Raw genomic sequence first — 12,806 nt, 5'->3', positions numbered from 1 at the left:
AAATGAGCCAGGCGCTCGATGGAGCGCCTGAACTCAAACCGGTCAGATAGCCGCAGTCCGGGTGTTCAACCACTCGAGCGCCGCACCGTCGAGCAGCGGGCTCAAACGCTCACGCACTTCAGCGTGATAGCCGTTGAACCACTGTTTCTCGTCGTCAGTCAGCAACGATGATTCCAGGCAGCGAGTATCGATCGGGCACAGGGTCAGGGTTTCGAATTTCAGGAATTCGCCGAATTCGCTCTTGCCCGCTTCACGGTTCAACACCAGGTTTTCGATCCGCACTCCCCAGCGACCCGGACGATAAGTCCCTGGCTCAATGGAAGTGATCATCCCCGGCTGCATCGCGGTTTGCGGTGCTGCGGCGGCTTGATAGGCAATCACTTGCGGACCTTCGTGAACGTTCAGGAAGTAACCGACGCCATGCCCGGTGCCGTGACCGTAATCCACGCTCTCCGCCCAGATCGGCGCGCGGGCAATCGAGTCCAGCAACGGCGACAAAATGCCCCGAGGGAATTGCGCACGGGACAACGCGATCACGCCCTTGAGCACCCGCGTGCAATCGCGTTTCTGCTCGTCGGTTGGCGTACCGACCGGCACCATCCGAGTAATGTCGGTGGTGCCGCCCAGGTACTGGCCGCCGGAGTCGATCAGCAACAGGCCATCACCCTCGATCACCGCGTGTTCTTCTTCGGTGGCGTGATAGTGCGGCATCGCGCCATTGGCGTTGAACGCGGCGATGGTGTTGAAACTCAGCGACACATAATCCGGGCGCCGGGTGCGGGCCGCGGTCAGGTGTTCGTCGATGGTCAGTTCAGTGATGCGCTCACGACCCCAGGCCGACTCCAGCCAGGCGAAGAATTCGCACAGCGCCGCGCCGTCCTGCTCCATAGCCCGACGAATATGTTCAGCGTCGTCCAGGCTTTTGCGGGATTTGGCCAACGTGGTCGGGTTCAGTCCTTCCAACAACTTCACGCCGCTGTCCAGGTTATCCAGCAGCCCGGCAGTGACGCGGGCCGGATCGACCTGCAGGCTCGCGCCACTCGGCACGCCGCGCAAGGCATCGGCCACTTCGCTGTAATCGCGCAGGGTCACGCCGTCCTGTTCAAGGATGGCGCGCAACTCGCTGCTGACTTTGCTCAGAGCCACAAACAAAGTCGCCTGTTCCTGACTGATCAGAGCGAAGGACACAAACACCGGGTTGAACGACACATCGCCGCCGCGCAGGTTAAACAGCCAGGCGATGTCGTCGAGGGTGGCGATGAAATGCCAGTCGGCACCGCGGTCTTTCAACACTTCGCGCAGATTGGCCAGCTTCTCGCCACGACTGACCGTCGCTTGTGGTGGCAAGTGTTGATAAATCGGTTCGTTCGGCAGGTTTGGGCGATCGCTCCAGACTTCGCTCAACAGGTCGATGTCGGTGCGCAGACGAGCACCGCGTTCTTCGAGTTTGCCGCCCAGCGTGCGTGCCGAGGCCACGGCCATTACCGCACCATCGACGGCAACCACGCCACCTTCAGGGGTTTGTTCGGCCAGCCAGTCCAGCGGCCCGGGTTGACCCGGTTGCAGCTTGACCAGTTCGATGCCGCTGCCCTTGAGCTCCTTGCTCGCTTGTTCCCAGTAACGGCTGTCGGCCCAGACGCCGGCGAAATCCGGCGTAACAATCAGGGTGCCGACCGAGCCGTGGAAGCCCGACAACCATTGCCGGCCTTGCCAGTAACCCGGCAGGTATTCCGACAGGTGCGGGTCGGCCGACGGCACCAACAGGGCGTGAATACCCTCGCGGTTCATCAGCTCACGGGTTTGCGCCAGGCGCTGGGGTACCAATCCATTGGTCAAAGGCTGCGTACTCATCATGTCTCCTGCTAACCACTTCATCATTATTGTTGAGTGCCGATCTGAGTCGGCGCTTTAACGGCTTATTGCCAGAACGCCGGGGCGCTGGCATTCGCCGCTTTAATCAGTTCGATCGCTTGGTCGATGTCCTGCTCGGTGGTGAATCGCCCGAGGCTCAAGCGGATGGTGCGACCGGCCGAGCGGGCGTCGTGCCCCAGGGCCAGCAACACATGGGATGGCGCATTGCTTGCAGAATTACAGGCCGAGGTCGCGGAAAACGCGATCGAATGGCCCAGCGCCGCCGCGTTGAACTCGCCTTCATTGAAGGTCAGGCTCAAGGTGTGGGGAATACGTTGGGTCGCGCTGCCATTGAGGCGCACGCCGGGGAGGCTCAGCAGTTGTTCGAGCAAGCGCTCGCGCAGATGCACGATGGTGGCTTTCTCGTCATCAAACAAGCTCGCCGCCAACGCAAACGCTTCGCCCATGGCGACGATCTGGTGCGTGGCGAGAGTGCCGGAACGCAAGCCGCCCTCGTGACCGCCGCCGTGGATCTGTGCCTGCAACCGCTGTTGCGCACGCGGGCCGACGTACAGCGCGCCGATGCCTTTGGGGCCATAGATCTTGTGCGCCGAGAACGACATCAGGTCAACCGGCCATTCGGCCAGGTCGATCACGACTTTGCCCGCGCCCTGGGCCGCGTCAACGTGAAACAACGCGTCACGATTACGCACGACCTGGCCGATGGCCGGGATGTCGTTGACCGTACCCAGTTCGTTATTCACCAGCATCAGCGAGACCAAAAAGGTGTCATCGCGCATCGCTTCGCTGACCGCTTGCGGAGTGATCAGGCCATCAGCATCCGGCACCAGATAAGTCACCGCCACACCGGCGTCCTGCAATTGTTTCGCGGTGTCGAGAATCGCCTTGTGTTCAATCTGACTGGTGATGATATGGCCGCCAGACACACCCCGGGCCTGGGCGACGCCCTTGAGCGCCAGGTTATTCGACTCAGTGGCGCCGGAGGTCCAGACGATCTGGTCCGCCTGGGCACCGACCAGTTCGGCAACCTGCTGGCGCGCCTGCTCGACCGATTGCCGGGCCTGCTGGCCAAACGCATGGGAGCTGGACGCCGGGTTGCCGAAATTGCCGTTGAAACCCAGACACTCGACCATAACCTTGATGACCCGCTCATCCACCGGCGTGGTGGCGGCGTAGTCGAAATACAACGGACGTTTATTCATAAAAAGACTCGCAGAGCGTGTTCCGGGATCAGGAGGCTCGTGACTGAATAGCTCAAAGCGTCACCTTGTGGGCGACGCCGAATTATCCGCACCTCAGCAATACCTGATCGGAGGCCGTTAAAGAAGAACAACTTCATTTAAAAGTGCGTAGGAACGCTCCTGAAGTCGAGCTTAACAGGCATCGGCCAACCGGTTGAAGCAATGCGTCAGCTAAAGCTTTCGATCAACAACGGATACAGCGAAGCCACCAGCAGCAGGGCCATGCCCCAATTGAAGATCCGCAACCAGCGGCGATCCTTCAACACATTGCGCAACAACGTTCCGCAACCCGCCCACACGCCGACGCTCGGCAGGTTGATCAAGGCGAACACTGCAGCAATCACGATGACATTAGTGAAGTAGCCCTGCATTGGCGTGTAAGTGCTGATGGCGCCGATGGCCATGATCCAGGCCTTGGGATTGACCCACTGGAACGCGGCGGCGCTGAGGTAACTGATCGGTTTGCTTTCACCCTGTTCGTTGTCGGACACCGGCCCGGAGTGAGCGATTTTCCACGCCAGATACAGCAAATACGCCGCGCCGACGTAGCGCAGGACGGTGTAGAGCAACGGATAGGTTTGAAACACCGCGCCCAAGCCAAAACCCACCGCAACCACGAGGACGAAGAAGCCGCAGGTGATGCCGAGCATATGGGGGATGGTGCGGTTAAAGCCGAAGTTCACACCCGATGCCAGCAACATGGTGTTGTTCGGGCCGGGTGTGATTGAGGTCACGAGGGCAAACAGGGCGAAGCCCAGCAACAGATCAAGCGAGAGCATGGGTGGCAGTCCGTCAGGGTCAGTCAGGTATTGACCCTATCGCACGCCTTGCGGGAAACCCACGGACAGTTGGGTAAAAGTTCGAGCAGTACAGTCGCGGATCAGCTTGGACGACCGTGAAGATGTACGGCACGTTCAGCGTTCATTTCGCCCTGGCTATCAAAGCCGAAGGACTTGGTTGGCTGGCCGAGCAGTGCGGCTTTTTTCGCGTGGTATTCCTCAAACGACAGACCTTGGCGATTCAACGCTTCCATCGCCAGTTCCTTGGTTTCCTCGGCGGTGTAGGGCCGCAGTTCAGGCGAAACATGGCTGGCACATCCAGCGAGAACGGAGACGGCGAGGAGCAAGGAAACAGTGAGTAAGCGGTTCATGGTGAGCGTCCTGACAAGGTTGTGTTTGGCGATGTGTGAAGGCTACGCCCGGCCTGCGTTCGGCAGAAATCAACGCTCTCGATAGTGGGTATCAGGGGCCGCGGGACCGCAGCGCCGTATATTCAATAATGATCTATAAATATCTTTTAATGATCTTTTACGGAATAACAGCAAGCCTTTATAACAACTGCATTGCTTCACCCGCTGTTGCCCACGCAACTGTTTGCCAGGCAACAGCCATTCAACAAATGGCCCTGCCAGTCACACAATCTGCGTCGACCATAACGCTGAAAGCCCCGGAATACGGGGCTTCGAAGGATTGGTACAGGTCTTGCTCAAGCCCAGTGACTATTCACTGCTCCCTGAGCAACTGTTTAAAAAGGAACTGATCATGTCGCGTCCATTGAAAGTCGTTGCCCTCTCCGGCGGTACCTGGCGTCCGTCCCGCACCTTGGTGCTGACCCAAGCGCTGTTGGCCGAACTCGGCGAGCAATTGCCGATCGAGAGCAAGTTGATCGAACTGGGCGACATCGCCCGACCACTGGGCGCTGCCCTCGCCCGTCAGGAATTGAGTGCCGAGATCGAAGCCGAGCTACAAGCCATCGAAAGCGCCGACCTGCTGATCGTCGCCGCGCCGGTTTATCGCGGCTCCTACCCTGGCCTGCTCAAGCACCTGTTCGACCTGATCGACCTAAATGCGCTGATCAACACCCCGGTGATACTGGCTGCTACCGGTGGCAGCGAACGCCATGCGCTGGTACTCGATCATCAACTGCGCCCGCTGTTCAGTTTCTTCCAGGCCCTGACCCTGCCGATTGGCGTGTACGCCACCGAGGCCGATTTCTCGAATTATCAAATAACCAGTGAGCCCTTGAAGGCCCGCATTCGTCTTGCTGCAGAACGCGCCGCGCCGCTGTTTGGCGTGCACCCCAAAAATCTGCTGAAAATCGCTTAAGGATCTCTTCATGGATGTTTTCTGGTTCCTGCCCACCCACGGCGACGGCCATTACCTGGGCACTACCCAGGGCGCCCGCCCGGTGACGCTCAACTATCTGAAACAAGTGGCGCAAGCTGCCGACAGCCTTGGCTACTACGGCGTGCTGATTCCCACCGGGCGCTCCTGCGAAGACTCGTGGGTGATCGCGTCGGCGCTGGTGCCGTTGACCGAACGCCTGAAATACCTGGTGGCGATTCGTCCGGGGATCATCTCGCCGACCGTTTCCGCGCGCATGGCCGCCACCCTGGATCGCTTGTCCAATGGCCGACTGCTGATCAACGTGGTGACCGGTGGCGACCCGGATGAAAACCGTGGCGACGGGATCTTCCTCGATCACAGCGAACGTTACGAAGTCACCGACGAATTCCTGCACATCTGGCGTCGGGTGCTGCAAGGCGAATCCGTCGACTTCGAAGGCAAACACCTGCAAGTACAGAACGCCAAGGCGTTGTATCCACCGGTGCAGAAACCCTATCCGCCGCTGTACTTCGGCGGCTCTTCCGAAGCGGCCCATGAACTCGCCGCCGAACAGGTCGACGTGTACCTGACCTGGGGCGAACCGCCGGCCGCCGTCGCGGAAAAACTCGCCGATGTGCGTGAGCGTGCTGCACGCAACGGGCGCACGGTGAAGTTCGGCATTCGTCTGCATGTGATCGTGCGCGAGACGGCCGAAGAGGCGTGGAAAGCCGCAGACAAACTGATCGAGCACATCAGCGACGAGACCATCGCAGCGGCGCAGAAGTCGTTCTCGCGGTTTGATTCCGAAGGCCAGCGGCGCATGGCGGCGTTGCATGACGGTCGGCGCGACAATCTGGAAATCGCCCCTAACCTGTGGGCCGGCGTCGGCTTGGTACGCGGCGGGGCCGGGACGGCGCTGGTGGGTGATCCACAGCAAGTTGCGGCGCGGATCAAGGAATACGCGGACCTGGGGATCGAGAGCTTTATCTTCTCCGGTTACCCGCACCTCGAAGAGGCGTATCGCTTTGCCGAACTGGTGTTCCCGCTGCTGCCGGAGCCGTATGCCAGTCTTGCGGGACGTGGCGTGACCAACCTCACAGGGCCATTTGGCGAAATGATTGCCAATGATGTGCTGCCGGCAAAAGCGTCGGCCTGACACTGCCTGACACTGCTCCTGTAGGAGCGAGGCTTGCCCGCGAAGAACGATCACGCGGTGCATCAGAACCACCGCGGCGCCTGCTTCGCGGGCAAGCCTCGCTCCTACAGAAAGCATCGTCCATATAAGGAATTCCCCGCGTGACGGCCAAACCACAAAGCGCCCTGCTCTCTCCCTTGCACACCGCCCGCCAATTGGCGGCCGAGTTTGCCCTGACCGCCGTCGAGCGCGACGAACGCGGCGGTACGCCCAAGGCTGAGCGTGACGCCCTGCGCAACAGCGGTCTGCTCGCGCTGAGCATTCCCACCCAGTACGGCGGCCTCGGCGCCAGCTGGAGTGAAACCCTGACCATCGTGCGCGAGTTCGCCAAGGTCGACAGTTCGATTGCCCACGTCTTCGGTTTCCATCACCTGATGCTCGCCACGGTGCGCCTGTTCGCCAAACCCGAGCAGTGGCAGCCATGGTTCGAACAAACCGCGCGTAAGAACTGGTTCTGGGGCAACGCCCTCAACCCGTTGGACACCCGCACCGTGGTGAAAAACCTCGGCGGCTGGCGCGAGTTTTCCGGCAAGAAAAGCTTCTGCTCCGGCGCCAGCGACTCACAGATGCTGATCGCCTCAGCGGTGGATGAAACTGCTGGCGGCAAACTGTTGATCGCCGCGATCCCCAGCGGTCGCAGCGGCATCACCCTGCACAACGACTGGAACAACATGGGCCAGCGCCAGACCGACAGCGGCAGCGCCACCTTCGAACGGGTGCGGGTCGAAGAGTCGGAATTGCTGCTCGATCCAGGTCCATTGAGCACACCGTTCGCCTGCCTGCGGCCGTTGATCGCGCAACTGACCTTCACCCACATGTTCCTCGGCATTGCCGAAGGTGCGTTTGAAGAAGCGCGGCAATACACCCTCACCGAAACCCGGCCCTGGCATAAATCCAGCACTCAGGATGTGCGCGAAGATCCGTATGTGCTCGCCCATTACGGCGAGTTCTGGGTGGCCCTCGAAGGCGTCCGTTTGCTGGTGGAACGTGCCGCCGATCTGCTCGACAAAGCCTGGGCCAAAGGCCCGAACCTCAGCGCCGAAGAGCGTGGACATCTGGCGACGGCGATTGCCACGGCCAAGGTCGCCGCCACTCGCAATGGCCTGGAACTCTGTAGCCGCTTGTTTGAAGTGACCGGCGCGCGTTCGACCCACGCCTCGCTGCGACTGGACCGGCACTGGCGCAACCTGCGCACGCAAACCCTGCACGACCCGGTGGATTACAAACTCCATGAACTGGGTGATTGGGCGCTGAACCAGTCCCTGCCGATTCCGACTTTCTATTCCTGACCTTCTCTTCATGGAGCCTGCAATGCAACTGCTGACCCTACCGCCCTCGCCCGCCCTGGCCACGTCGATCCGCGCCACCGCGCAGGTGTTCGAAGACCCGAAATCCCAGGCCTTGCTCGCGCATTTGCAACAGGTCGCACCGAGTGAAGCCAGCGTGCTGATCATCGGTGAAACCGGCACCGGCAAGGAGTTGGTCGCGCGGCATATCCACAACCTCAGCGCACGGCGCAACCGGCCATTCGTGGCGGTGAACTGCGGCGCGTTCTCCGAATCCCTGGTGGAAGCCGAACTGTTCGGCCACGAAAAAGGCGCGTTCACCGGCGCGTTGAGCGCCAAGGCCGGGTGGTTCGAAGAGGCCGATGGCGGCACCTTGTTCCTCGACGAAATTGGCGATTTGCCGATGGCGATCCAGGTCAAGTTGCTGCGGGTGTTGCAGGAGCGTGAAGTGGTGCGCCTCGGTTCGCGCAAAAGCATTCCGATCAATGTACGGGTGCTGGCCGCGACCAACGTGCAACTGGAGAAAGCCATCAACGCCGGGCATTTCCGCGAGGATTTGTACTACCGCCTCGACGTGGTCAGCCTGGAACTCAGCCCTTTGCGCGACCGTCCCGGCGACATCCTGCCGCTGACCCGCCACTTCGTCGAAGCCTACAGCCAGCGCCTCGGCTACGGCACCATCACCATCAGCAAAGAAGCCGAGCTGAAACTGCGCAGCTACAGTTGGCCGGGCAATATCCGCGAACTGGAAAACGTGATTCACCACACCCTGCTGATCTGCCGTAACGGCGTGATCGAACGCGACGACCTGCGCTTGTCGAACATGCGTATCGAGCGTCAGGACGATCACCACGGCACGGTCGACGATTCACCGGAAGCCCTGCTCGACCGAGCCTTTCAAAAGCTCTTCGAAGAACAGGCCGGGGCGCTGCACGAAAAAGTCGAAGACGCGTTGTTGCGCGCGGCATATCGCTTCAGCCATTACAACCAGGTGCACACCGCTGCGTTGCTCGGCTTGAGCCGCAACGTGACCCGTACACGACTGATCAAGATCGGCGAACTGGCGGTGAACAAGCGCCGGCCCACGGAAAATGTGCAGGGCGAGCGCTTGATGCAGTTGTCGATCTAGGCGCTTAGCCGGAATGCACCAGATTGCAGTGCAGCGCATCATCGTGACTGCGCTCCAGGCTGTGCAGCACCTGGAATGAACCGAAGGTCACGGTTTTCGCCTGATGGGCGCGGATCAGTTGCCAGAAATCCTGCTCGCCGCTTTCAAAGCGCTGGAACGCGGCTTCCCCGGCCTCGCGGGATTGCCATTGCAGGTAATTGAGCACCCGCCGGCCATCGTCGCTGGCCTGGATGCTCGCGCTCAGGAAACCACTGAAATCCTGGGCCAAACGCTCGGTCTGGGCGGACAGCGCCGAGACCAGTGCGGGTTGTTGATGAGGCTCGATCTCGAATTCGATCAATTGGGTGAAACTGCGGTTTTTCTCTGACGTTGGCATGAATAGTCCCCACTCACCTTGAAACCGGATTTGCGATCCGAAGGCCTGCAGGGTAAAACCTCAAGTTAACTAGAGGTCAAGAGGCTTTTTCAGATGATCACCCCGGAGAACCTGCACAAGGAACTCACCGTCGGCCAGGTGGCCGCCCGCAGCGGCGTGGCCGTGACCGCCCTGCACTTTTATGAAACCAAGGGTTTGATCAAAAGCCATCGCAACCAGGGCAACCAACGGCGTTATCCGCGTGAAGTGTTGCGCCGGGTGGCGTTGATCAAGGTTGCGCAGCGGTTGGGGATTCCGTTGGCGGAGATCGCCGAGGCGTTGAAGTCGTTGCCGGATAACCGCGCACCGACGGCGGCAGACTGGAAGGTGTTGTCGGCGCAGTCGAGCCGGGATCTGGATCAGCGGATTCATCAGCTGACCTTGTTGCGCGACCGGCTGAATGGCTGCATCGGCTGTGGGTGTTTGTCGATGGAGGCGTGTCCGTTGCGTAACTTTGGCGACGTGCTGGGGGAGCGCGGGCCGGGGGCGCGGCTGTTGGAATCGGATTGATCGCAATCCTGTGGCGAGGGAGCTTGCTCCCGCTCGGCTGCGCAGCAGTCGTAAAGTCGGCTACCGCGGTCGATCTGAAGCACCGCACTCTCCGGTTTTGGGGCTGCTGCGCAACCCAGCGGGAGCAAGCTCCCTCGCCACAATGAGTTCACTCAGTCATTCAGTGTGTAGCCTTAAAACCCCGGTGCAATCTGCCCTTTATAGCGGTTCAAGATGAACTGCCGAACCTCATCCGAATTCAACGCCTTGGCCAGTTTCTGGATGCGCGGGTCGTTGATATTGTCCGGGCGCGCGACCAGGAATTCGATGTACAGGCTCTTGCCCTTCTCGACGATCAACGCGCTGTTGGTGTCGATCCCGGCTTCCAGCGCGTAGTTGGCAAACACAAACGCCAAATCCACCTGGCTCACCGAACGCGCGAGCAACGCCCCTTCCAGTTCACGAATCTTCAGATGTTTCGGGTTGTCGATAATGTCCCGTTGCGTGGCCAGGGTGTTGCTCGGATCCTTGAGTTTGATCAGCCCCGCTTCGTGCAGCAGCACCAGCGCACGACCGGTGTTCACCGGGTCATTGGGGATCGACACAGTGGCGCCGTCCTTCAATTCGCTGATGTTCTTGATCTTGGTCGAGTAGGCGCCAAATGGTTCGATGTGCACGCCGACCACCGGCACCAGGTCGGTGTGGCGGGTCTTGTTGAAATCATCGAGGAACGGCCGGTACTGGTAATAGTTGGCGTCGAGGTTTTTCAGCGCCAGTTGCTGGTTGGGCTGGATAAAGTCGGTGAAGACCTTGATGTCCAGGTCCACGCCTTCCTTGGCCAGGGTCGGTTTGACGAATTCGAGGATTTCCGCGTGCGGCACCGGGGTGGCGCCGACGATGAGTTTTTCGTTGGCGTGAACGCTGAACGACAGGACGGCAGCCAGAATGGCCAGGGTCTTTTTCATGCTGTGCTCCAAGGCAGATTGAGTGGCCGTCGTGGGGTGGACGTGGGGCCTGATTGTTTTGTCGAAACGAATAATTAGCGTCGGCTATAGCGCGCCACCAGGCGGTCGCCGGTCATTTGCAGGGCCTGCACCAGGATCAGCAGCAACACCACGGTGACCACCATCACGTCAGTCTGAAAGCGCTGATAGCCGTAACGGATCGCCAGGTCGCCGAGCCCGCCACCACCGATCACCCCGGCCATCGCCGTGTAATCCACCAGCACAATCGCGGTGACCGTCACCGCCGCCAGCAACCCGCCTCGGGCTTCCGGCAGCAAGGTATGGCGGATGATTTGCCACGTGGTGCCGCCCATGGCTTGGGTCGCTTCCACCACCCCGCGATCGACTTCGCGCAACGCGGTTTCCACCAGCCGCGCAAAGAACGGCGTGCAGCCCACCACCAGCGGCGGAATCGTCCCGGGTACGCCGAGCGAAGTGCCGACCAGCAACGTGGTCAGGGGAATCAGCACGATCAGCAAAATGATGAACGGCAGCGAGCGCAGCATGTTCACGATCACCGACAACACCCGGTAAACCCCGACGGCTTCATGCAACTGGCGCTTGCCGGTGAGGAACAGCACCACCCCCAGCGGTAATCCCAACAACACGGTAAAACCAAGAGCGGCGCCGAGCATGGTCAACGTGTCGAGGCAGGCTTGGGCGATGTCGGCCCAATAGATGTTTTTAAACCACTCGGCCATGGTCAGGACCAATCGTGGCGTGGCGGTTTGACACCGTTGAGCAGCCAGTTGCCGACCACGTGGTACTTCCAGCGCACCGGGTCATGCAGGGTGTGGACCCGGGCGTTGCGCCAGTGGCGGTCGAAGTTGTGCTTCTTCAGGGTCGAACGAGTGCCGCCGAGTTCGAAAAGTTTGTTGCTGGCTTCGATGGCGATTTCGGTGGTGAGCACTTTGGCTTTTGCCACCGCCAGCGACGCCCGGGCGACGTTGTCTTCATCGGGTGCCGGGCGCGATGCATCCAGCGCGAGACCGGCGCGTTCGAGCAAGGCTTCGGCAGCTTCCAGGCGAATCTCCAGGCCACCGATTTGAATGATGGTCAGCGGATCTTCGCTGGCCTTTTCCACCCCCGCGTCGATCCACGGCCGGGCGAATTGCTGGACGAAAGCGATGGTGTCGCGCAGGGCCGCGCGGGCGATGCCGGCGTCGATGGCGGCGGTGGTCAATTGCGCGAACGGGCCGGCCAGGGTCGGGCTTTCATACGAACGATAAGTCGGGAACACGTTAAACGGCGAGACGTGCAGGTCCTCGGCCAACACCGTGCCGCTGGACGTGGTGCGCTGGCCGATGCTGTCCCAATCGTCGACGATCACCAGCCCCTTGGTGCCGCGCTCGACGAACGACAACTGGCCCTTCTCCTCTTCATCCACGGCCAGCACCGCCAGCCAATGGGCGTAGAGCGAACCGGTGCAATAACCCTTGCGCCCGTTGATCACATGGCCGTCGCCGTAACGACGGATCGTCGCCTGAATGTCCTGCACATTCTTGCCGCCGGTTTCCGACAGCGCATTGGCGAAGCGATGCCCTTGCAGCGCGAGTTCGAAGAAGTGCGCTTGCTGCTCCGACGTGCCTTGCAGGCGAATGTCTTCGAGCAGGCAATAGTGGTTTTGCGGGATCTGCCCCAGGGATGGATCCGCTGCCGAGATGATCGCAATCACCTGCGCCAGCACCGCGTAGGACACCTGCGCGCCGCCGAATTCCTTGGGCACGCTGATGCCCCACAAACCGCTATTGGAATACAGATCGACGATCTCGGCCGGCACCTGGCGAGTGCGGTCGCGTTCGGCGTCCTGCTCCAGCAACACAGCGGCTACGCGTTCAGCGACGCGCAGGGCTTCCGCTTCGTCGGCGATCCGATGGGCGGCCGGCGGGTTGATCGGATAAACGGCAGATTCAGGCATACATGACTCTCGACAACAGGGTTTTGAGAGGGTCATTGCAGCTTCTGTGCCGAGTGCATGGACCAATGTTTTCGGGGGTTTCATCGGAATCAACGGCGATGAACCCGAGCAATCTGCTGCTTCACTGTTGATGGCTGAACAGTGGCGTTGCT

13 protein-coding genes are annotated in these 12,806 nt (G+C 60.6%); 5 read left to right on the top strand and 8 right to left on the bottom strand.

Annotated elements, in window-relative coordinates; all coding sequences use genetic code 11:
- Positions 1-42 precede the first annotated feature (42 nt).
- The 4 genes from NK667_RS05160 to NK667_RS05145 all read right to left on the bottom strand — a co-directional run bounded on the left by NK667_RS05160 (position 43) and on the right by NK667_RS05145 (position 4,263).
- Positions 43-1,851 carry an aminopeptidase P family protein gene (locus NK667_RS05160; RefSeq protein WP_054614057.1) on the bottom strand — a complete coding sequence of 603 codons (1,809 nt, stop codon included), beginning with the start codon at positions 1,849-1,851 and terminating at the stop codon, positions 43-45.
- A gap of 65 nt (positions 1,852-1,916) precedes the next feature.
- Positions 1,917-3,074 (bottom strand): aminotransferase class V-fold PLP-dependent enzyme, encoded by a 1,158-nt coding sequence (locus NK667_RS05155; RefSeq protein ID WP_054614056.1) that lies wholly within the window; start codon positions 3,072-3,074, stop codon positions 1,917-1,919.
- Positions 3,075-3,280: 206 nt separating this feature from the next.
- Positions 3,281-3,892, bottom strand: a complete 612-nt coding sequence (locus NK667_RS05150) for a LysE family translocator (RefSeq protein ID WP_054614055.1) — start codon at positions 3,890-3,892, stop codon at positions 3,281-3,283.
- A 101-nt stretch (positions 3,893-3,993) separates the two neighbouring features.
- Entirely contained in the window at positions 3,994-4,263 is a 270-nt protein-coding gene (locus NK667_RS05145; RefSeq protein WP_054052195.1) for a hypothetical protein, read from the bottom strand.
- A gap of 391 nt (positions 4,264-4,654) precedes the next feature.
- Between NK667_RS05145 and msuE the strand changes: the two genes are divergently transcribed.
- From msuE to NK667_RS05125, 4 genes are all read left to right on the top strand, one after another.
- The gene (gene msuE / locus NK667_RS05140; protein ID WP_054052229.1) at positions 4,655-5,218 is read left to right on the top strand and encodes an FMN reductase; all 564 of its coding nucleotides are present in this window, start codon (positions 4,655-4,657) and stop codon (positions 5,216-5,218) included.
- Positions 5,219-5,228: 10 nt separating this feature from the next.
- Complete coding sequence (gene ssuD / locus NK667_RS05135; RefSeq protein ID WP_054052194.1) at positions 5,229-6,374, top strand: FMNH2-dependent alkanesulfonate monooxygenase; 1,146 nt, start codon at positions 5,229-5,231, stop codon at positions 6,372-6,374.
- A 140-nt stretch (positions 6,375-6,514) separates the two neighbouring features.
- Positions 6,515-7,702 carry an acyl-CoA dehydrogenase family protein gene (locus NK667_RS05130; protein ID WP_054614054.1) on the top strand — a complete coding sequence of 396 codons (1,188 nt, stop codon included), beginning with the start codon at positions 6,515-6,517 and terminating at the stop codon, positions 7,700-7,702.
- Between the two features lie 22 nt (positions 7,703-7,724).
- Positions 7,725-8,828 carry a sigma-54 interaction domain-containing protein gene (locus NK667_RS05125; RefSeq protein WP_054052190.1) on the top strand — a complete coding sequence of 368 codons (1,104 nt, stop codon included), beginning with the start codon at positions 7,725-7,727 and terminating at the stop codon, positions 8,826-8,828.
- 4 nt (positions 8,829-8,832) lie between these two features.
- Here the strand turns inward: NK667_RS05125 and NK667_RS05120 are convergent, their stop codons facing one another.
- Complete coding sequence (locus NK667_RS05120) at positions 8,833-9,204, bottom strand: antibiotic biosynthesis monooxygenase (protein WP_054614053.1); 372 nt, start codon at positions 9,202-9,204, stop codon at positions 8,833-8,835.
- A gap of 93 nt (positions 9,205-9,297) precedes the next feature.
- Between NK667_RS05120 and soxR the strand changes: the two genes are divergently transcribed.
- The gene (soxR, locus tag NK667_RS05115) at positions 9,298-9,753 is read left to right on the top strand and encodes a redox-sensitive transcriptional activator SoxR (protein WP_054614052.1); all 456 of its coding nucleotides are present in this window, start codon (positions 9,298-9,300) and stop codon (positions 9,751-9,753) included.
- A gap of 173 nt (positions 9,754-9,926) precedes the next feature.
- On the opposite strand, the gene NK667_RS05110 is transcribed toward soxR, so the two are convergent.
- The 3 genes from NK667_RS05110 to NK667_RS05100 form a co-directional block, all read right to left on the bottom strand.
- Positions 9,927-10,697 (bottom strand): MetQ/NlpA family ABC transporter substrate-binding protein, encoded by a 771-nt coding sequence (locus NK667_RS05110; protein ID WP_054614051.1) that lies wholly within the window; start codon positions 10,695-10,697, stop codon positions 9,927-9,929.
- Between the two features lie 74 nt (positions 10,698-10,771).
- Positions 10,772-11,437: a methionine ABC transporter permease gene (locus tag NK667_RS05105; RefSeq protein WP_054052181.1), complete on the bottom strand. Its 666-nt coding sequence runs from the start codon at positions 11,435-11,437 to the stop codon at positions 10,772-10,774.
- 2 nt (positions 11,438-11,439) lie between these two features.
- The gene (locus tag NK667_RS05100; protein ID WP_054614050.1) at positions 11,440-12,654 is read right to left on the bottom strand and encodes an SfnB family sulfur acquisition oxidoreductase; all 1,215 of its coding nucleotides are present in this window, start codon (positions 12,652-12,654) and stop codon (positions 11,440-11,442) included.
- Positions 12,655-12,806 lie beyond the last annotated feature (152 nt).

This window comes from Pseudomonas nunensis (genome assembly GCF_024296925.1).
GTDB classification, from domain to species: domain Bacteria; phylum Pseudomonadota; class Gammaproteobacteria; order Pseudomonadales; family Pseudomonadaceae; genus Aquipseudomonas; species Aquipseudomonas nunensis.
This window is presented reverse-complemented; position numbering and strand designations above follow the sequence as displayed.